The organism is Streptomyces sp. P9-A4, assembly GCF_036634195.1.
GTDB lineage: Bacteria > Actinomycetota > Actinomycetes > Streptomycetales > Streptomycetaceae > Streptomyces.
This window is the reverse complement of record NZ_JAZIFY010000001.1, coordinates 4,870,827-4,890,013: the sequence shown is the minus strand read 5'-3', so window position 1 is coordinate 4,890,013 and position 19,187 is coordinate 4,870,827. Positions and strand designations below refer to the sequence as shown.

The following is a 19,187-nucleotide window of genomic DNA, read 5'->3' as shown; positions in this document are numbered from 1 at the left end:
CGCTTCCCGCTGGTGTGTCCGGCCTCCGCAGGTCCTTACGGGTGTCCTGCCGCCTCGCTGCGGACCGCTCCCAGTCGCGCCTGCTCCTCCTCGACGATCTGGCGGGCGATCGCCGTGTCCGAGACGTCGACCGCGTCCGGTGTCGACTCGGCGACCGCGCTATGACGTGCGTACTCGTCGAACAGGCGGGTCTTGTTCTTCAGCAGCTTCACCATCCGCTCGTCCACCGCGCCCATGGTGAGCAGTCGGTGTACGCGGACCGAACGCACCTGGCCCATGCGGTGGGCCCGCGCCACCGCCTGATGCTCGATGGTCGGCTTGATCTGAGGTTCGCAGATGATCACGACCGACGCCGCCTGCATGTTGAGCCCCACCCCCGCCGACTCGATCTGCGCCACCAGCACCGCATGCCCCGGCTCGGCGGCGAACTCGTCCACCAGCTGCTGACGGCGGGCCGGCGGCACGCTCCCCGAGAGCGGACCGAACACCTGACCGCCACCAGGGCTCCGTGCGCCGTCCAGTGTGTCCTTCACCGCCGCCAGGACATCCTTGAAGCTGGAGAAGACCACCACCTTCATCCCGTTCTCGGCGGCGTCCTCGACGATCTCGCGCAGCCGGTTCAGCTTGGCCGACTTCTCGGGGCGCGCGTACGCCGCTCTGCGCATCGCCATGAAGTTGCCCGCGCTCACGGCCTCGCGGTAGGCCTCTTCGTCCGACGCGCTCAGTTCCTCCCACTCGTCCGTGTGCTGGAGCCCGGGGAGTTCGGTCAGGACGTCCTGCTGGTTACGGCGCAGATAGACCGGCGCGACGGCCTTCCGGAAGGCCGTCGAACCGGCTACTCCGTTACGGTCACCGACAGCCTCGGCCACGTGGGGCTGGAGGATCTGCACAAGGCTGCGAAACTCGGCGACCCGGTTCTCCATGGGCGTGCCGGTCATGAAGAGAACACGTTCACAGCGCCCGGACCATTCGGTCACGACCTGGGAGCGACGCGTCTTCGGATTCTTCACGTAGTGCGCCTCGTCGACGACCAGCATCCCGAGCTCGCCGCTTCCGGGAGCCGGGAAACCACGCAGGGAGTCGAAGGTGGTCACCCCCACGCCGCCCCGCCCCTTCCAGTCGTCGAACGCCTCGTGCCGGTCGGGGCCGTGAAGGGGTGCCACGCGCAGCTTGCTGCGTGCCTCGATCTCACGTGTCCAGTTGATCAGGACGCTGGCCGGGCAGACGACCATGAAATGGCTCTGCCCCTCGGCGGCGAGATGTGCCAGGGCGGCGATGGCCTGGATGGTCTTGCCGAGCCCCATCTCGTCGCCGAGAATCACTTTGCGCTGCGCCAGAGCGAAACGTGCCCCGAAGGCCTGATAGCCGCGCAGCGACACCCGTCGGTGGGTGTCGTCGAGCGTCTGGTCGCGGACCCGCCCGGCGACCTCGTCGGGCAGGAACCCCTCGGCGGCGGCGGTGTCGGGTCTGCGGCCGGAGATCTCGGCGAGGAGGCTGTAGTACTCAGCGGAACGAAGCTCGAAGTCGACCCAGGCCGCGACCTCGGTCGAGGTACCGCGGAGCAGATCCACCGAGGCCTGCGCAAGCAGCTCCGGCACACCGCCCTGTGCCGCCTCCTCGGTCAGCCCGCGGACCTGTGCGGCGGCCTCCAGTGCCTGAGCTCGCTTGGCCTGCCCCACCAGCAGCATCCGCAGCCGCCCGGCGACCGGCGCGGCCTCGGCCAGCAGCGGACCGAGCCGCTCCGTAAGAGCCACGGCCGTATCGACGGCTCGCCGCGCATCGGGGCCCGCTTCGACCAGCACGTGCAGAGCCATGACGAGTGAGGTGGTCAGCGGCTCAGGCCGATCCACGTCGATGTGGACGGTGATGGTCTCCCCGACGGCGTCCGAGATCTGACGTGCTGCCGCGAGGACCTGATCGGCGGTCCGCTGCCCCACGCCAGGAATCTGCCGCAACCGGTAGGAACCGGCGTCGAGTACCTGCCGGACCGACCGCAGACCGCTGCTCTCGACTTCCCCGAGCCTCAGCCGCCCCTCGGTGACCTCCTTCAGCCGGGCCACCGGGATGGCGTCCAGCGCCTGATCCGCCGCCGCGTCATGGATCGGCTGGAGAGCCGCCCGAACCGCCTCGACGGCACGCCCATGGTCACCGACCACCGCCCGCGCCGCCTCGCACAGCCGCCCTCCCGCGGCAACGGCCTCCCGCTCCCTGCGCCCCATTCCGCCCCGACCCTCTCGCTATGTCCCCGCATACTCCCACCACTGACCCCGGGCACCGACCGGGAAGGAGTGACGGGCGGCGATGGCCCTGGCGAGCCTGGGATCGACGGCGCGGTCGGTTCTGGCGAGTGGACGCCAGCCGCACATACGGAATCTCCGGCACCGGCCTGGACCGGGAACCCGACTGGACCGCGCCCTGGGAGCACCTGGCCGAGGAGTCCCGCACCCGGTCCCTGCTGGAAGCCTCCGCAGCCCCCGCCGGCGACGACATCTTCGTCGCCCCCACGTGGATCGACCGTACCGACCTGCGGACCTACCCTCCCGCCTACGGTGAGCCGGGGTAGCCACACGCCGAGCGCTTCGCCCGTCATCTCGTCGACGACGAAGTCACGATCCTGTCATTCGCGATCACTTTGTCCCGATCGTGGTCGCCCCTGGTCACTCGGAGAAACGGACGGGGAACAACGGAGGACCAAAGAGGCAACGGGCAACACCGTCGAACCCCGATTCTCCACCCGTGCGCCGTGCCAGACTCGCTCTTGGATGCGAAGCGAAACCACGTCGTCACAGTGGGTGTTCTCGGTCGGGTTGGTGTCGACCTGTGATCGCCGGATGACGGCTCCCGTGAGGGCGGACGGCTCTCGCGGTCACTGTTCAAGGGGAGGTTGATCATGAGCACGACATTACGTTTCGGCCCGGAACTTCGCCGTTTACGAGTGGAGGCGGGGCTGACTCTGACCGAGTTCTCCGTGGCGCTCAACTACGACAAGGGGCACCTCAGCAAGGTCGAGCGCGGGGAGCGTTCCGCGTCGCCCGAACTGGCCCGCCGGTGCGACGCCTTCCTCGGCGCGGACGGCGACCTACAGCGCCTGGTCACCCGTCCCGAGTCGGACTCGGACTCAGGCACCGCGGAATCCCCCACCGGTCCGAGCCGCTGGCTCGTCGCGCGCCGGGCGGTCCTCTCGGCAGGTACGGGAGCGCTGATCGACCTCGGCCTGAAACTCGGCGGCCAGGCGGTGTCCTCCACCGACGACCCCCTCCTGTTCTCCTTCCGCATGCAGTTCGACCAGCTGCGGAAGCTCGGCCAGTCCACCGCGCCCAAGGTCCTGCTGCCCCTGCTGGAGACACAGACCCGCATGGTTGCCGGGCTGGCCGCCGAGGCCCGGTCCACCTCCCGGCCCCCCGCGCTCCTGCTCGCCTCCCGGTTCGCGGAGTTCACCGGCTGGATGGCCCAGGAGGCCGGGGACAGTGACGCGGCACTCGGCTGGACGGGCGAGGCCGCCGAACTGGCGCGCGCCGGCGGTGACCCGTACCTCGGTTCCTACGCACTGGTGCGACGCGCCCTGGTCACGATGTACGACGGGGACGCCGCCGGCACGGTCGCCCTGGCCCGCCGGGCCCAGAGCAGCGAACTCCCGCCGCGCATCCGGGGACTCGCGGCCCAACGGGAGGCCCAGGGGCACGCGCTCGTCGGCAACGAAGTCGACTGCCTCCGCAGCCTCGACAGGGCGCGGGAACTCCTCGCCGGCGACGACGCCCGCAACGGCACCGAGCCCGTGATCGGCACGTCCCATGTGAGCGATCCGGCAGCGATGTCGACCGGATGGTGCCTGCACGATCTCGGCCGCCCCAAGGCCGCCGCCGAGGTACTCGACCGGGAGTACCGCCGCATCCCGCCGCACGCGCTGCGCACCCGCGCCCGGTACGGCTTCCGCAGGTCCCTGGCCCATGCCGCTTCCGGAGAGGTCGAGCACGCGTGCACGATCGCCGCGGAACTGCTCGGCGTCATGCCGGCCGTTCCGTCGGCGACGGTGAACAGCGACGTCCGGCGTCTCTCACGGGAACTCGCCCGGTTCCGGAGCAGCCGCGCCGTACGCGAACTGCAGCCCGCGCTGGCACGCGTACTCGCTCCCGCGCACGACTGACAGCCGTTCCACAACTGACAGCCGCTCCACGACCGACACCGGCTCGAGCCGCCCGGCTCGCCGGATCCCTGGTCCCGGTCCCGGCCCGTCCGGACCTGCGGATCTCCTGATCCCCGCCCGACACCTCACGCCGAGCACCCCTCGCTTCCTTCGGGCTGCCCGCGACCGGTGAACCGCCAGGCGGCGCACCTTCCTCCGTACGCCTCCGATGGCTGCGCCATGCCGCCACGAGGTCACGCCCCCCTCTCCGTCCCCCGTTCCTCTCACAAAGGGAATCAGCCATGTCCGATGTCTTCATCAACTACCGCACAGGCGACGAGGAATCTGCCGCGACCCTGATCGCCCGCGAGCTCCTCCGGCGGTTCGGCCGCGAGCACATCTTCTTCGCCAGCAATTCGATCGAGCTCGGACGCCGCTACCCGGCCGCACTGGACGGGGCGGTGGAGAAGTGCGACGCGCTCATCGCGGTGATCGGCCCGCGCTGGGCGAAGGTGCTGGGGCCCGACGGTCGCCCCGCCCTCGAAGCCGAGCAGGACTGGACCCGCCGCGAGATCCGGACCGCGCTCGACCGCGGAATCCTGGTCATCCCCGTGCTCGTCGGAAAGGCCACGCGGATCGACCACGTCCTCCTCCCGGAAGACCTGCGTGAGCTGGCGGACTGCCAGTACAAGCGCTTCGACCACCGCAACAGCGACGCGGACCTGGCGGTGCTCGGCGACGCCCTGGCCCGGCAGCTGCCCGAGCTGGGCAAGGTGGACCGCGGCGCCCACGTGGCGCCGGACAGCCCGGATCCGAAGTCCCGCAAGGGGTCGGCCAAGGACGCGGGGCACACCAGGATGCGGACGCGCGACGTCGAGCAACGCGTGCGCGGCGGCATCGGAAACCTCAACGGCGACCTCGGCACGTTCGTCAACGAGCCGCAGGGGCCGGTGAACACCGGTTCGGGGCCCCAGTACAACGCCCCCCACTTCGAGGGCGACAACACCGGCGTCCAGTTCACCGCAGGCGACAACAGCAGCACGGTCCACCAGCGCTTCGGACGCGAACACGGGCCCTCGGACGACCGACGGTGACCGCGTCGGACCGCGTCACCGTCAACGATGCGCGTGGCCCGGTGAACAACGGCCCGGGGCCCCAGTACGTCTTCTACGGCGCCGGCGTCGCCTGGAGGAGCCGCAGAAGCGCGGAATCCCTGCGGATCGTCCGCGAGGACCGGTTTCATCTGGCCGAGCGGTTCGCCTCGCCGGGGAAGTTCCGCGTCGCCGCCGACCTTCTGGAGAAACCCGGCTCGGTGGTGCTGCTCGACGCCCAGCCCGGCACCGGCCGTCGGGCCGCGGCGATCATGCTGCTGCACCAGCTCGGCGAGGACGGCGAAACCGATGAGGAAGCCATCCGGTTCGAGGAGCTTTCTCCCGGCAAGCCCAAGGACGGGGACGAGGAACCCGCTCCCCCCGGTGCGGGTGACCGCTTCCTCCTCGACCTCTCCCGGATCACCGACGAGGAGGCGTACACCGAGGCCCAGCGCCGCTTGGCCGGGCTCCGGTCACAGGTCCATGAGGTCGGGGCCCACTTGGTCGTCGTCCTGCCCTCGGGCCTGGCGCACGCCCATCCGCCGGAGCTCGCACCGTACACGGTGAGGCTGGAACGCCCCCGGGGCATCGCCGTCATCACCCGGTGCCTCCGGATGGACCTGATGCCTTTCGTCCCCGAGGACCTGCGGCGCCCCGGACTCCAGCTTCTGTACGACCGCTCCCCCATGCGGGAACTGGCCCGGCTGGCGGGCCTGGTGAGGACCGCTCGCGACAGCGGCCGGTTCGGCTCCGACTTCGCGAGCTGGCTCGACCAGGCCCTGCACGCGGTGAAGGACCGTGCCACCGAGGTGGGCAAGCGCGTGAACACGGCCCGTACCGCGCCCGAGCGGGCCCTGCTGCTCGCGGCTGCCGTGTTCGAGGAGGCGCACGCCGACACCGTCCACGAGGCGTGGCGCGGGCTGCTGAAGACGGTGGGGCACGAGGAAGAGGCGAGCACCGACCTCGAACGGATCGACTTCGGACAGCGGTTGATAACCCTCGGGATCGAGCGGGACCCGGACGGACGGCTCCGCTTCGAGCAACTGGCCTACGCCGACGCGGTCCGCACGTACTTCTGGGCGAACTTCCCCGGGCTGCGCGAGAAGCTCGCGGAATGGATCGGCGTGACCACCGGGCTCCCCGGTCTGACCACCGACGACCGGGTGAACATCGTCGTTCGCTTCGGCGAGCGCGCGCTGGCCACCGGGCGGCCCGACCACCTCTTCGACCTCGCGGTCCTGTGGGCGGACGGCGCGACCGGGGCGTCCGGCGACGCCCGAGCCGTAGCGGCGCTCGAACTCGGCCTCAGCCACGAGGGGTTCGGAGCCTGGTTCCGCAGACGGATGTACGACTGCGTGAACTCCACCTCCTTGTCGGACGGCGTCGTCCGCGCCCTGACCGCCGCGTGCGTCCGGAGTCTCTCCTCGACCCACCCCGATCAGGCCGTGGTGCGGCTGCGGCACCTCGCCGCACGGGAAGGGGAGGCGGCCCGCGCGGCCGAGGAGGCGCTCTTCGGGCTCGTCGGCGACGACCGCCGGCTCTACCGGTTGCTGGTCGACCGGCTACGGGGCCCGGCACGCCGGGAGTCCCGCGCGGCCGAGCCTCCTCTTCGGCTCCTCACCGAGCTGCTGAGAAGCGACCGGGTACCGGACCCACCACGGTGGCCGGACCTGTTCCTGGGCTGGGAGGCGGTGTTCTCCCAGCCGCCCACGAAGCTCTGGGACGTCCTGGTGAAGAGCTGGCTCGACACCGCGGCCGACGACCGTACGCGGGAGATGGCGCTGGACCTGATGGTCGGAGCGACACGCGGCCGCACGATCGCCCTCCACCGCCTCTACGCCATCGCCTGCGACTGGGCAGGCGCGGCCCGCGACCCGGTCCGGACGGCCGTCGCGGCCCGACTGTGGCAGCACATCGACCAGGCGCAGTACGCCCGCGCCGACCGTACGCAGCGTGCGGGCGACGGACCACGGACCACGGAAGAGGCACCATGAGACTCCGCTTTCCCAGCCTGCTGCTCGTCGCTCTCTGCGGCCTCGCACCAGCTGTGCTCGGCAACCTCCTGCACTGGTCGGCGTGGCTGTGGGGCTTCATGTCCATGGGTGCGGCCTCGGGCTCACTGCTGCTCGTGCTGGCGTTCCTCGGCAGTGGCCACCCGCAGGCCGATCCTTACGGACCCGGGGAGCCCGAGCCGCCCGCGGCGCCCACCGAGCAGCCGTACCAGGAGACGCGGGTGATCGACGCGGCGCTGCCGAGCGCCGTGGACGGCTACGACTTCCTCTTCTCCGCCACCGTGTGGTGGCGGCCGGTCCCCGACCACACCGGCCGGTCCGACGGCTCCTCCCCGGCCCTCGCCGCGTCCGCGGTCGTCAGCCGGGCCCAGGAGATCGTCCGTCGCGAGCAGCCAGGCCAGGCGAGCTCGGCGCGGTTCCTCCTGGAGGGCGAGCTGAGCGTCCCGCTCCCGGACCGGAGCGGACGGGTGATGGCCCTGGCGGCCGATGCGACGCTGACGCTCGCCCCCGCCGACCGCGATCGCCTGCGGAAGCTGAGCGACCTGAGCAAGGACGAGGAGATCTGGGAGTACGAGCGCCAGCACGAGCGCAACAAGCGGCGCTACCTCGGTGACGACGTGCTCCAGAGCGCGGGCAGTGCGGTGGTCTGGTGGCTGGCCCGGCACGAGAACGAGATCGATAAGGCGGTCGACATGATCGGACCGCTCGCCCAGATCGCCGCGGCCGCCAACGACGAGGAAGTGCCCGAACTCTTCCGTCACCTGCTCGTCCCACCCGCGGGCGCGCGGAACGAAGCGACCGTCGGCGGCCCGCAGTGGGGCGGCCCCGGCCCGGGAACAGGGCCGTTCGACCGCGAGGCGGAGGTCGGGGCCGCCGATCAGCTGGTTGTCTGGCTGGCGGCGGTGGGCGTAAAGCCCGGCATGGACGAGTACACGGTGCTCGTGAACCGTGTCGTGATGAACCTGGAGATGGCCGAACTGTACGAGGCCGCCGACGAGATCAGACGGAACCTCCTCCCGGCTCCCGACCAGGGCACCGGCCCCGGCGAGGACGAGGCCTCGGACACCGATACGGACGAAGACGACACAACGTCCCAGTACTTCTGGGAACCCACCCACCAACCGCACCGCCCCACGGCACCTCGCGCACACGACGAGGACGAAAGCTGATCAGGCAGGCAGGTACGCCCACGGGGCCCGACTCCGAAGAACCGGGCCCCGTGGGCACGTCGCGCGTCTGACCGGGCGGATCAGACGTTGAAGCGGAACTCCACCACGTCGCCGTCCTGCATGACGTATTCCTTGCCCTCCATGCGGGCCTTGCCGGCGGCGCGGGCTTCGGCTACCGAGCCGGTGGCGACCAGGTCCGCGAAGGAGATGACCTCCGCCTTGATGAAGCCCTTCTGGAAGTCGGTGTGGATCACGCCGGCCGCCTCCGGGGCCGTCGCGCCCTGCTTGATCGTCCAGGCGCGGGATTCCTTCGGGCCGGCCGTCAGGTAGGTCTGGAGGCCCAGGGTCGCGAAGCCGACGCGGGCGAGGGTCGCCAGGCCCGGCTCCTCGGCGCCGACCGACTGGAGGAGCTCCATGGCGTCCTCCTCGTCCAGCTCGGCGAGGTCCTGCTCCAGCTTCGCGTTGAGGAAGATCGCCTCCGCCGGGGCGACCAGCGCGCTCTGCTCCGCCTTGAACGCGTCGTCCGTCAGCTCGTCCTCGTCCACGTTGAACACGTAGAGGAAGGGCTTCATGGTGAGGAGGTGGAGGTCGTGGAGCAGCTCCGCCTTCTCCGAGCCCTGCACGATGCCCTGGGAGAAGAGGGTGTCGCCCTTCTCCAGGATCGCCTGGGCGGCCTCGACCGCGGCCACCTTCGGCGCCGTGTCCTTCTTGATCCGCATCTCCTTCTGGAGGCGCGGCAGGACCTTCTCGATCGTCTGGAGGTCCGCGAGGATCAGCTCCGTGTTGATCGTCTCGATGTCGTCCTTCGGCGAGACCTTGCCGTCGACGTGCACGACGTTCTCGTCCTTGAAGGCGCGGATGACCTGGCAGATCGCGTCCGACTCGCGGATGTTCGCGAGGAACTTGTTGCCGAGGCCCTCGCCCTCGCTCGCACCGCGCACGATGCCCGCGATGTCGACGAAGTCGACCGTCGCCGGAAGGATGCGCTGCGAGCCGAAGATCTCCGCGAGCTTCGTCAGGCGGGCGTCCGGGACGCCGACGACGCCGACGTTCGGCTCGATCGTGGCGAACGGGTAGTTGGCCGCCAGCACGTCGTTCTTGGTCAGGGCGTTGAACAGGGTCGACTTGCCGACATTCGGCAGACCGACGATTCCGATCGTGAGCGACACGGTGGCGACTTCCTGAAGTGTGGACGGGGGGCCGATCCCCCAGTTTACGGGCGGGCCGAACCAGCCAGTGACGCCGACCTTCGGTCGTTCTCGGGGGCAAGGTCACCCAAAGGGCGTGTCCCGGACCCGGTTCCCGCCCCCTCCCGACCTACGTTGGTGGGGTGGAGCAGCACAGGACAAGTCAGCCGCAAGGCCGCCGACGGCCGCAAACCCCCGCCACGCCGCCGGTCGCACCGCCCGGCGCGCTCGTGGAGGGCGCGGCCGTGTACCGGGTGACCGGCCGGACCCGGCGCGGTCCCGGCGGCGCCCGCGTCGAGCGGGCCGGTGCCCCCGGGGCCGTCGGCAAGGCCGGTGCCCGAGCGCCCGGCGCCCGGTCCGTGCCGCCCTTCGTCCTCGCCCTCCGACGCCTGCCCTCGCCCCGTCTCACCGGCCTCGGCGCCGGGCTCTTCGCCGCCGCCGTCATGCTGGTCCTCGGCCTGCTCGACCTGCTGCTGTTCGACGGCTCCCCCGTCGTCTACGGGCTGCTCTTCCTGCCCGTCAGCGCGCTCACCGCGCTCTGGGTCCGTACCGCCGACCTCGTCACCGCCCCCATCGGCGTCCCCATCGCCTTCGCCGTCGGCGTCATCCCCGTCGCGGGCGGCACCGGCGGCTTCGGCGGCCAGGCCATGGCCGTCGTCACCGCCCTCGCCGTACACGCCGGGTGGCTGTACGGCGGCACCCTCGTCGCCGGGGTCATCGCGAGCGTACGGAAGGTCCGGGAGATGGGACGGCGCCAGCCGCCCCGCACCCGGCCCGCGAGCGCGGCTGGAGCGGGTGGGGCGGGGGCCGGTGGTACGGGGGGCGGTGCGGCCGGTGGTTCTCCGGGGGCTGCCGGTGGCGCCTCCGCGGATCCCTCCGGCGCCGGTAAGGCCGATCCCGGCGCGGGTCCCGCCCGGGGCGGGGCCCCGCGCCGCCGCCCCGTCGCCTGACCAGGCGGCCGGGCCGGAGTGTCAGTCGGGCGCCCACGCAGTCAGGCTGCCGGGCGGTCACGGGGGCCCGGCGGCCGGCCTGTCGGGCCGCCCGCCGGTCACGCGTAAGCCCGCCTCATCCCCTCGCCCCCCTCACCCCGTCCCCGCCGCCATCCCCGCCCCCACGATCCCCGCGTTGTTCTGCAGTTCCGCCGGGACGATCTCCGCCCTGATGTCCTCGATCAGTGGCAGGAACTTGTCCGCCTTCCGGCTCACCCCGCCGCCGATGATGAACAGCTCCGGCGAGAAGAGCATCTCCACGTGCGCCAGGTACTTGCGGAGCCGGCGCGTCGCCCAGTGTTCCCAGGTGAGGTCCTCGTCCTCCTTGGCCTTCGTCGACGCCCTGGTCTCGGCGTCGTGGCCCTTGAGTTCCAGGTGGCCGAGCTCCGTGTTCGGGACGAGGCGGCCGTCGACGAAGAGGGCCGAGCCGATGCCGGTGCCCAGCGTCAGCAGGATCACGGTGCCCCTGCGGCCCCGGCCCGCGCCGAAGGTCATCTCGGCGATGCCGGCCGCGTCCGCGTCGTTCAGGACGGTCACCGGGAGGCCGCCCAGGCGCTCGCTCAGGAGGGTGCCCGCGTCGACGCCGATCCATGACTTGTCGACGTTCGCCGCCGTACGGATCGTGGAGCCCGTGACCACCCCGGGGAAGGTCACCCCCACCGGTCCGGTCCAGCCGAAGCGCTCCACGACCTCTACGACGCAGCCCGCCACACCGTCGGGTGTGGCGGGCTGCGGGGTCAGCACCTTGTGGCGCTCCTCGGTGAGCGCTCCGCGCTCCAGGTCCACAGGGGCGCCCTTGATGCCCGAGCCGCCGATGTCCACTCCGAAGACGTTCATGGACCCACGGTACGGGCTGGGGCGCGGGGCTACTCCTTGACCGGGGAGGTCGCCAGCAGCTTCGCCGCCTCGGCGCGCAGGTCCTTGTTGCGGAGTTCCTTGGGCAGCGAGAACGTGAGGGACTCGTCGGCCGTCTTGACGATCTCCACGTCCGCGTAACCGCGCTCGGAGAGCCATTCCAGGACTTCCTGCACCAGGACGTCCGGGACCGAGGCGCCCGAGGAGAGGCCGACGCTGGTGACGCCCTCGAGCCAGGCCTCGTCGATCTCGCTGGCGAAGTCGACCAGGTACGCGGCGGGGACGCCGGACTGCTTGGCGACCTCGACCATGCGGATCGAGTTCGAGGAGTTCTTCGAGCCGACGACGATCACCAGCTCGGCCTGGCCGGCCAGCTCCTTGATCGCGATCTGGCGGTTCTGGGTGGCGTAGCAGATGTCGTCGGACGGCGGGGAGATCAGCTGCGGGAACTTCTCCTTCAGCGCGTCGACCGTCTCCATCGTCTCGTCGACCGAGAGCGTGGTCTGCGAGAGCCAGACCACCCGGGCCGGGTCGCGGACCTCGATCTTGGCCACGTCGTCGGGGCCGTCGACCAGCTGGATGTGGTCGGGGGCCTCGCCGGAGGTGCCGATGACCTCCTCGTGGCCCTCGTGGCCGATGAGGAGGATGTCGAAGTCGTCGTTGGCGAACCGGACGGCTTCCTTGTGCACCTTGGTGACCAGCGGGCAGGTGGCGTCGATGGTCGCGAGCCGGCCCTGCCGGGCCTCCTCGTGGACGGTCGGGGCGACGCCGTGCGCGGAGAACATCACGATGTTGCCCGGCGGCACCTCGGTCGCCTGGTCGACGAAGATCGCGCCCTTCCGCTCCAGCGTCTGGACGACGTACTTGTTGTGGACGATCTCGTGGCGTACGTAGATCGGCGCACCGTACTGCTCCAGGGCCTTCTCCACGGCGATCACGGCACGGTCCACGCCCGCGCAGTAGCCGCGGGGAGCGGCGAGCAGGACACGCTTCGGGCGGTTCGTCGCGGGGGCGTTCGCGGGCGTCGACGCGGGCGTTGCAGTCATGCGTCCCATCGTAAGGCCGCGTCGGTGAGCGGTTTGATCGGTGCCGTGGCCGAAACTGTGCCCATGGCCGAGGAATCGCAGGTGACGGCGCGCGGGGAAGACGCCGAACATACCGGGCTTCGACGGAACCTCGGGTTCCGCGACCTGGTCGTCTACGGACTGCTCTTCATCGCCCCGATGGCGCCCGTGGGCGTCTTCGGCACGCTCGACGCCAAGTCCCGCGGCGCGGTCGCACTGGTGTACCTCGTGGCCACCGTCGCCATGGCGTTCACGGCGTTCAGCTACGCGCAGATGGTCCGGGTCGCACCACAGGCCGGATCCGTCTTCACGTACGCGAGCAAGGGCCTCGGAGAAGGGCCGGGATTCATCGCCGGCTGGATGGCGATGCTCGACTACCTGCTCATCCCGGCCGTCGCGTACCTCTTCGCGGGCATCGCCATGGAGGCGCTCGTCCCCGAGGTGGACCGGTGGGTGTGGACGGGGATCGCCGTCGTCGTCACCACGCTCCTCAACCTGTGGGGCGTACGGGCCGCCGCGCGCGTCGGCTTCGCGGTGCTCGCGATGGAGATCGTCGTCCTGCTCGTCTTCGTCGTCTCGGCCGTGGTGGTGCTCGTACGGGACGGGGCACAGCGCGACTGGTGGTCGCCGCTCACCGGCGACGCGTCCTTCTCGCTCTCGGCCGTCCTCGGCGCCGTGTCGGTGGCCGTGCTCTCCTACCTGGGCTTCGACGCCATCGCCTCCTTCGCCGAGGAGGTCACCGGCGGCTCGGCGAAGGTGGCGCGGGCGGTGCTGTTCTGCCTGGCCCTCGCGGGCGTCCTGTTCATCGCCCAGTCCTGGCTGGTCGCCCTCCTCGAACCGGTCTCCTCCGCCGAACTCGCGGCGGACCCCGGCAAGCAGGGCTCGGCCTTCTACGACGCGGTCGACCTCTCGGTCGGCGGCTGGCTGCACGACCTCGTGGCCGCCTCCAAGGCGATCGGCGCTGCCTTCGCCGCGCTCGCCGGACAGGCGGCCGGCGGCCGGCTGCTCTTCGCGATGGGCCGCGACCGGCGCCTGCCGCACGTGCTCGCCCGGACGGACGGGGGCGTGCCGCGGGTGGCGCTCCTCGTGGCGGCGACGGTCACGATGGTCGCGGCGGTGTGGGCGGCCCGGCGGGACGACGGCCTCGACCACCTGGTGTCGGTCGTCGACGTCGGCGCGCTGACCGCCTTCGTCCTGCTGCACGCGAGCGTGGTGGGCTGGTTCGCGGTACGGAGGGCGGAGGGCCCGCCGAACGTGCTCAAGCACATCGTCCTCCCGGTGGTCGGCGCGGGAATCCTGATCGCGGTCATCGTGGAGGCCTCGGCGGCGGCGCAGGTGGTGGGCGTGGTGTGGCTGGGGGTCGGACTCGTCGTCCTGGCCGTACAGGGCACGACGCGGACGCCACGGACGACGCGGCGGGGCTGAGCGGCCGGGGGGGTGGCGTACGCCGGCGCGTGTCGGGCCCGCTGGGGCGGGATGCGCCTGCCGGGCCGTACGAGCCCGCCGTGGCCGTACGAGCCCGCCGGGACGGATCCACCCGCCGTGGCCGTACGAGCCCGCCGGGACGGATCCACCCGTGAGCCGTACGCCCCCGCCGGGACGGACGCACCCTGGGCCGTACGCCCCCGCCCCGACCTCATGCGCCCGTCCCGCCGCGCGCCCCTGACGTTGTCGTACCGCGCCGTTACGCTCGGTCCATGGCTCTGACTACGTCCGCCGAAGCACCGCTTCCCGTCGGTGAGGTCTCCCGGCTGATCGGAGGGTGGATCGACCGGCTCGGGGCGATCTGGGTCGAGGGGCAGATCACCCAGCTCTCGCGCCGCCCCGGCGCCGGGGTCGTCTTCCTGACGCTGCGCGATCCCTCGCACGACATCTCCATCGGCGTCACCTGCTACCGCCAGGTCTTCGACGCCGTCGCGGACGTCGTGTCGGAGGGCGCCCGGGTCGTCGTGCGCGCCAAGCCCGAGTGGTACGCGCCGCGCGGGCAGCTGTCGCTGCGGGCCGTGGAGATCAAGCCGGTCGGCATCGGCGAGCTGCTCGCCCGGCTCGAACAGCTGAAGCGGAGCCTCGCCGCCGAGGGGCTCTTCGCCCTCGACCGGAAGAAGCCGCTCCCCTTCCTGCCGCACCGGATCGGGCTCGTCTGCGGCCGTGCCTCGGCCGCCGAGCGGGACGTCCTGGAGAACGCGCGGCGCCGCTGGCCCGCCGTCGCCTTCGAGGTGCGGAACGTGGCGGTGCAGGGCGTGAAGGCGGTTCCGCAGGTCGTCCAGGCGGTCAAGGAGCTCGACGCCCACCAGGACGTGGACGTGATCATCGTCGCCCGGGGCGGCGGCAGCGTCGAGGACCTGCTGCCGTTCTCGGACGAGCAGCTCGTCCGCGCCGTCGCCGACTGCCGTACGCCGGTGGTCTCGGCCATCGGGCACGAACCCGATTCGCCGCTGCTCGACCTGGTGGCCGATCTGCGCGCCTCGACCCCGACGGACGCCGCCAAGAAGGTCGTCCCGGACGTCGGCGAGGAGCTGGACCGGGTCCGTGGGCTGCGGGACCGCGCCCTGCGGACCGTACGGGGTCTCCTCGACCGGGAGGAGCGCGGACTCGCGCACGCGCTCGCGCGGCCGGTCATGGAGCATCCGCAGCGCATGGTGGAGGTCCGCGAGGACGAGGTGGCCGCACTCCTCGCCCGCAGCCGGCGCGTCCTCGGGCATCTGCTCGACCGGGCGGACTCCGAGCTGTCGCACACGCGGGCGCGGGTCCGCGCGCTGTCGCCCGCGGCGACGATGGAGCGGGGGTACGCGGTGCTCCAGCGGGTGGACGGGACGGTGGTCCGCGCCCCGGAGGAGGTCGCGGAGGGCGAGGAGCTGCGGGCCAGGGTCGCGGAGGGCGAGTTCGCGGTCCGGCGCTTGGCCGACTGACGGAGAGCGGCCGGTACCGGCCGCGGTAGCAGGCATCGAGAGAGAACCGGACACGGAGGATGGAGCGACACATGGCAGCGGGAACGGACGCGGACGCGGGTACCGGTACGGAATCGGGCGCGGGCACGGCAACGGCCACCGCCGCGGACGAGGCGGCGCTCGGGTACGAGCAGGCGCGGGACGAGCTGATCGAGGTCGTACGGCGGCTCGAAGCGGGCGGAACGTCCCTGGAGGAGTCCCTCGCGCTCTGGGAGCGCGGGGAGGAGCTGGCGAAGGTCTGCCGCCGCCGTCTGGAAGGCGCGCGGGCCCGGCTGGACGCCTCGCTCGCGGCGGAGCGCGCCACCGAGGAGGCCGAATAGCCCCGCACCCGGGGAACGGCCGACGAATCCCGCGAGCCGGGGGCCGACCGGACCGGGGCAGGGGCGGACCGGGGCGGGACCGGGACCGACCGGGGGGACCCGACCCCCCGACCAGGCGTGCAGACAGGCGGCCAGACCAGGGCAGGCCACCGACCGGACCGGGCCAGCAAGCCGCCGACCGGCCGAGGCGGACCGCCGACCGACCGAAGCGGACCACCGACCGACCCGGCCGGACCACCGCCCACCCCCACCCTGGCCTCGCACGCCCCTTCGGCATAGACTCCGAGTGAAGCGGATCACTATCCGGATGGATTAGTTGAAGTTTCACCAATCATGCGCGTACTGTCGAGGACATCGCTCGAACCGCCTTCGAGCGGCCCCCTTGTGCAGTCCGGAAGGTACGCAGCATGTCTCTCGCCCTTGACCCCGCCGCCCAGGATCTCCTCTTCCGTGAGGCCCGCACCGCCAACACGTTCACCGACGAGCCGGTGACCGACGAGCAGGTCCAGGCGATCTACGACCTGGTCAAGTTCGGCCCCACCGCCTTCAACCAGAACCCGCTGCGCATCACGCTGGTCCGCTCCCCCGAGGCCCGCGAGCGCCTGGTCAAGCACATGGCCGAGGGCAACCAGCCCAAGACCGCCACGGCCCCGCTCGTCGCGATCCTCTCCGCCGACAACGAGTTCCACGAGGAGATCCCGGCCCTCCTCCCGCACTTCCCGCAGGCCAAGGACATGTTCTTCTCGGAGCGTCCGGTCCGCGAGCGGTCCGCCGTCCTGAACGCCGCCCTCCAGGCCGCGTACTTCATCGTGGGCATCCGCGCCGCCGGCCTGGCCGCGGGCCCGATGACCGGCCTGGACTTCGCCGGTCTCCAGAAGGAGTTCCTGGACGACGACCACACCCCGCTGATGGTCGTCAACATCGGCAAGCCGGGCGAGGACGCCTGGTTCCCGCGTTCCCCGCGCCTGTCCTACGACGAGGTCGTCACCACCGTCTGAGCCCCGCGGCACGCCCCGCGGCACGCCCCACGGCACGCCCCACGGCATGCCCCACGGCACGGGAAAGGCCCCGCACTCCTCCGAGTGCGGGGCCTTCCCCGTACATCTCCGATGCCGTTACCGGCTCCGGCTCACGCCTGCTTCGACCTGAGCGAGCCCGCCATCTCCGCGAGCCGCTCGAACGACGCCGTTCCGGTGACCACCGTCGTCGCCCCGTCCTCCGTACGGACGAGCGCGTCGTACTTCGGGCCCTCCCAGCGCTGCCAGACCTGGCCGGCCACCGTCTCGGTCTTCCCGGTGTTCTTCGCCCGCTGGGTGACCTCGGGCACGAAGGTCCCCGGCGCCGCCGTCGACTGGTGGATCGCGACGTACTGGGTGTCCGGGGAGAGGAAACCGAGCTGCCAGGCGTTGGCCTTCTCGCGCTTGTACGAGACGACCGTCGCCTTCCACCCGTCGCCCAGGCCCTCGGGGGCCAGCACCGGATACGGTGCCGCCCGCTGAGCCGTCAGGAGCTCGACCCGGTAGTCCTTCGCCTTGACCGGTTCGGCGCTCTCATCGTGCGGAATGAAGAGATACATCACTCCCGCGGCGACCAAGATCACCCCGAGGGACTGGAACATCCCGCGTACCGTCTGCCTGCCTCGCATACCTGCCACGCGCACCATGGTCGCATCAAGGGTCCGTGCTCATACGTGGGCCCCTCTGCTCATTTTGTCGACGTACCGATAGAGTCGCAGCACCCTCCCTTAACCGGCCGTCGCCGTACAGAAAGGTGCGTTCCGATGACCGAGCAGCAGAATCTGCCGCCCGAGCTCGTGGTTTCTCCCGAAGCTCCCGACCGCAACCTCGCCCTCGAACTGGTCCGCGTCACCGAGGCCGCCGCCATGGCCGCCGGCCGCTGGGTCGGCCGCGGCGACAAGATCGGCGCGGACGGCGCGGCGGTCAACGCCATGCGGACCCTGATCTCCACCGTCTCGATGAACGGCGTCGTCGTCATCGGCGAGGGGGAGAAGGACGAAGCGCCCATGCTCTTCAACGGCGAGCGGGTCGGCGACGGCACCGGCGCCGAGGTCGACATCGCCGTCGACCCGATCGACGGCACCACGCTCAACGCCAAGGGCATGCCGAACGCGATCGCCGTGCTGGCCGCCGCCGACCGCGGCACCATGTTCGACCCGTCCGCGGTCTTCTACATGGACAAGCTGGTCACCGGCCCCGAGGCCGCCGACTTCGTCGACATCAACGCCCCCGTCTCGGTCAACATCCGCCGGGTCGCCAAGGCGAAGAACTCCTCGCCCGAGGACATCACGGTCGTCATCCTGGACCGCCCGCGTCACGAGGGCATCGTCAAGGAGATCCGCGAGACCGGCGCCCGGATCAAGTTCATCTCGGACGGCGACGTCGCCGGTTCGATCATGGCCGTCCGCGAGGGCACCGGCGTCGACATGCTCATGGGCGTCGGCGGCACCCCCGAGGGCATCATCTCCGCCTGCGCCATCAAGTGCCTCGGCGGTGTGATCCAGGGCAAGCTGTGGCCGAAGGACGAGGCGGAGCGCCAGAAGGCCATCGACGCGGGTCACGACCTGGACCGCGTGCTCTCCACGAACGACCTGGTCGGCGGGGACAACGTCTTCTTCGTCGCCACCGGCATCACCGACGGCGAGCTGCTGCGCGGCGTGCGCTACCGCGCCGAGACCGCGACCACGCAGTCCCTCGTCATGCGCTCGAAGTCCGGCACGATCCGCCAGATCGACTCCACGCACCGGCTCTCGAAGCTGCGCGCGTACAGCAAGATCGACTTCGACCGGGCGAAGTAGCCCGCCGGGTCGGACCGACCCACGCGACGGTACGAAGAGGGGCGCCCCCATGTGCGGTGGGGGCGCCCCTTCCCGTACGGACCGACGCGGACCCTCGTACAGCCCGGTGAAGTGCTCCCGGCCCGGGCTCCGTCAGCCCGCCTGGGCGATCCGCTCCGTCGCCGCGGCCTTTCTCAGCTCCACCTCGCGCCGGCGGCGCCGGGCGAGCGCGACGCGGCGCTCCGCGGCCGTGAGGCCGCCCCACACTCCGTACGGCTCGGGCTGGATCAGAGCGTGCTCGCGGCACTCGACCATCACGGGGCAGCGTCCGCAGACCCTCTTGGCCGCCGCCTCACGCGCCAGCCGCGCGGCGGTCGGCTCCTTGGACGGGGCGAAGAAGAGCCCGGCCTCGTCCCGGCGGCACACCGCCTCCGCGTGCCATGGACCGGCCTCGTCCTCCCGGGCAGGGGCGCGCTGAGGGGGTACGGCGGCGACCTGGAGGGGCTGATGCGGCGGTTGCAGCACGGTCTACTCCTGACGACGGCTTCGCGAGCGAGCGGCGATGCACCAGCCCTACCCGCTGTGCGCGCGCCTATGCACTGCGTGCGCCGTCGTTCCGCACTGCGGAGACCCGA

The 19,187-nt window shown here is 71.5% G+C and carries 17 protein-coding genes; 11 read left to right on the top strand and 6 right to left on the bottom strand.

Annotation, left to right across the window (positions count from 1 at the left end; all coding sequences use genetic code 11):
* Positions 1-35: 35 nt before the first annotated feature.
* Entirely contained in the window at positions 36-2,219 is a 2,184-nt protein-coding gene (locus tag V4Y03_RS22210) for a DEAD/DEAH box helicase (RefSeq protein ID WP_332436072.1), read from the bottom strand.
* A 128-nt stretch (positions 2,220-2,347) separates the two neighbouring features.
* Here V4Y03_RS22210 and V4Y03_RS22205 point away from each other — a divergent pair, with 128 nt between their 5' ends.
* The 5 genes from V4Y03_RS22205 (at position 2,348) to V4Y03_RS22185 (ending at position 8,395) form a co-directional block, all read left to right on the top strand.
* Positions 2,348-2,563 (top strand): hypothetical protein, encoded by a 216-nt coding sequence (locus V4Y03_RS22205; RefSeq protein ID WP_317876834.1) that lies wholly within the window; start codon positions 2,348-2,350, stop codon positions 2,561-2,563.
* A gap of 327 nt (positions 2,564-2,890) precedes the next feature.
* Positions 2,891-4,144 carry a helix-turn-helix domain-containing protein gene (locus V4Y03_RS22200; protein ID WP_332436071.1) on the top strand — a complete coding sequence of 418 codons (1,254 nt, stop codon included), beginning with the start codon at positions 2,891-2,893 and terminating at the stop codon, positions 4,142-4,144.
* Positions 4,145-4,425: 281 nt separating this feature from the next.
* Positions 4,426-5,217, top strand: coding sequence for a toll/interleukin-1 receptor domain-containing protein (locus V4Y03_RS22195; RefSeq protein WP_332436070.1), 792 nt, complete (start codon positions 4,426-4,428; stop codon positions 5,215-5,217).
* Positions 5,214-7,208, top strand: coding sequence for a hypothetical protein (locus V4Y03_RS22190; protein ID WP_332436069.1), 1,995 nt, complete (start codon positions 5,214-5,216; stop codon positions 7,206-7,208). Before V4Y03_RS22195 ends, V4Y03_RS22190 begins: the two co-directional genes overlap by 4 nt.
* Complete coding sequence (locus V4Y03_RS22185) at positions 7,205-8,395, top strand: hypothetical protein (RefSeq protein WP_332436068.1); 1,191 nt, start codon at positions 7,205-7,207, stop codon at positions 8,393-8,395. The genes V4Y03_RS22190 and V4Y03_RS22185 overlap by 4 nt, the downstream gene beginning before the upstream one ends.
* 80 nt (positions 8,396-8,475) lie before the next feature.
* Here V4Y03_RS22185 and ychF read toward each other — a convergent pair whose 3' ends face one another.
* A complete protein-coding gene (gene ychF / locus V4Y03_RS22180) occupies positions 8,476-9,564 on the bottom strand; it encodes a redox-regulated ATPase YchF (RefSeq protein ID WP_317876838.1) in 1,089 nt (362 codons plus the stop codon).
* Between the two features lie 263 nt (positions 9,565-9,827).
* Between ychF and V4Y03_RS22175 the strand changes: the two genes are divergently transcribed.
* The gene (locus V4Y03_RS22175) at positions 9,828-10,532 is read left to right on the top strand and encodes a DUF6542 domain-containing protein (RefSeq protein WP_443079815.1); all 705 of its coding nucleotides are present in this window, start codon (positions 9,828-9,830) and stop codon (positions 10,530-10,532) included.
* Positions 10,533-10,664: 132 nt separating this feature from the next.
* Here V4Y03_RS22175 and ppgK read toward each other — a convergent pair whose 3' ends face one another.
* A complete protein-coding gene (gene ppgK, locus V4Y03_RS22170) occupies positions 10,665-11,408 on the bottom strand; it encodes a polyphosphate--glucose phosphotransferase (protein WP_332436067.1) in 744 nt (247 codons plus the stop codon).
* A 29-nt stretch (positions 11,409-11,437) separates the two neighbouring features.
* Complete coding sequence (locus tag V4Y03_RS22165) at positions 11,438-12,481, bottom strand: 4-hydroxy-3-methylbut-2-enyl diphosphate reductase (RefSeq protein ID WP_443079814.1); 1,044 nt, start codon at positions 12,479-12,481, stop codon at positions 11,438-11,440.
* A 54-nt stretch (positions 12,482-12,535) separates the two neighbouring features.
* On the opposite strand from V4Y03_RS22165, the gene V4Y03_RS22160 reads away from it, so the two are divergent.
* From V4Y03_RS22160 to V4Y03_RS22145, 4 genes are all read left to right on the top strand, one after another.
* A complete protein-coding gene (locus V4Y03_RS22160; protein WP_332436065.1) occupies positions 12,536-13,915 on the top strand; it encodes an APC family permease in 1,380 nt (459 codons plus the stop codon).
* 272 nt (positions 13,916-14,187) lie between these two features.
* Complete coding sequence (xseA, locus tag V4Y03_RS22155; RefSeq protein ID WP_317877070.1) at positions 14,188-15,399, top strand: exodeoxyribonuclease VII large subunit; 1,212 nt, start codon at positions 14,188-14,190, stop codon at positions 15,397-15,399.
* A gap of 71 nt (positions 15,400-15,470) precedes the next feature.
* Entirely contained in the window at positions 15,471-15,758 is a 288-nt protein-coding gene (locus V4Y03_RS22150) for an exodeoxyribonuclease VII small subunit (RefSeq protein ID WP_332436064.1), read from the top strand.
* Positions 15,759-16,165: 407 nt separating this feature from the next.
* The gene (locus V4Y03_RS22145) at positions 16,166-16,756 is read left to right on the top strand and encodes a malonic semialdehyde reductase (RefSeq protein ID WP_332436063.1); all 591 of its coding nucleotides are present in this window, start codon (positions 16,166-16,168) and stop codon (positions 16,754-16,756) included.
* A gap of 131 nt (positions 16,757-16,887) precedes the next feature.
* Here V4Y03_RS22145 and V4Y03_RS22140 read toward each other — a convergent pair whose 3' ends face one another.
* Complete coding sequence (locus tag V4Y03_RS22140) at positions 16,888-17,421, bottom strand: DUF4245 domain-containing protein (protein ID WP_317877073.1); 534 nt, start codon at positions 17,419-17,421, stop codon at positions 16,888-16,890.
* Between the two features lie 117 nt (positions 17,422-17,538).
* Between V4Y03_RS22140 and glpX the strand changes: the two genes are divergently transcribed.
* The gene (gene glpX, locus V4Y03_RS22135; protein WP_317877074.1) at positions 17,539-18,573 is read left to right on the top strand and encodes a class II fructose-bisphosphatase; all 1,035 of its coding nucleotides are present in this window, start codon (positions 17,539-17,541) and stop codon (positions 18,571-18,573) included.
* 132 nt (positions 18,574-18,705) lie between these two features.
* Here the strand turns inward: glpX and V4Y03_RS22130 are convergent, their stop codons facing one another.
* The gene (locus V4Y03_RS22130) at positions 18,706-19,077 is read right to left on the bottom strand and encodes a WhiB family transcriptional regulator (RefSeq protein WP_317877075.1); all 372 of its coding nucleotides are present in this window, start codon (positions 19,075-19,077) and stop codon (positions 18,706-18,708) included.
* Positions 19,078-19,187: the final 110 nt, after the last annotated feature.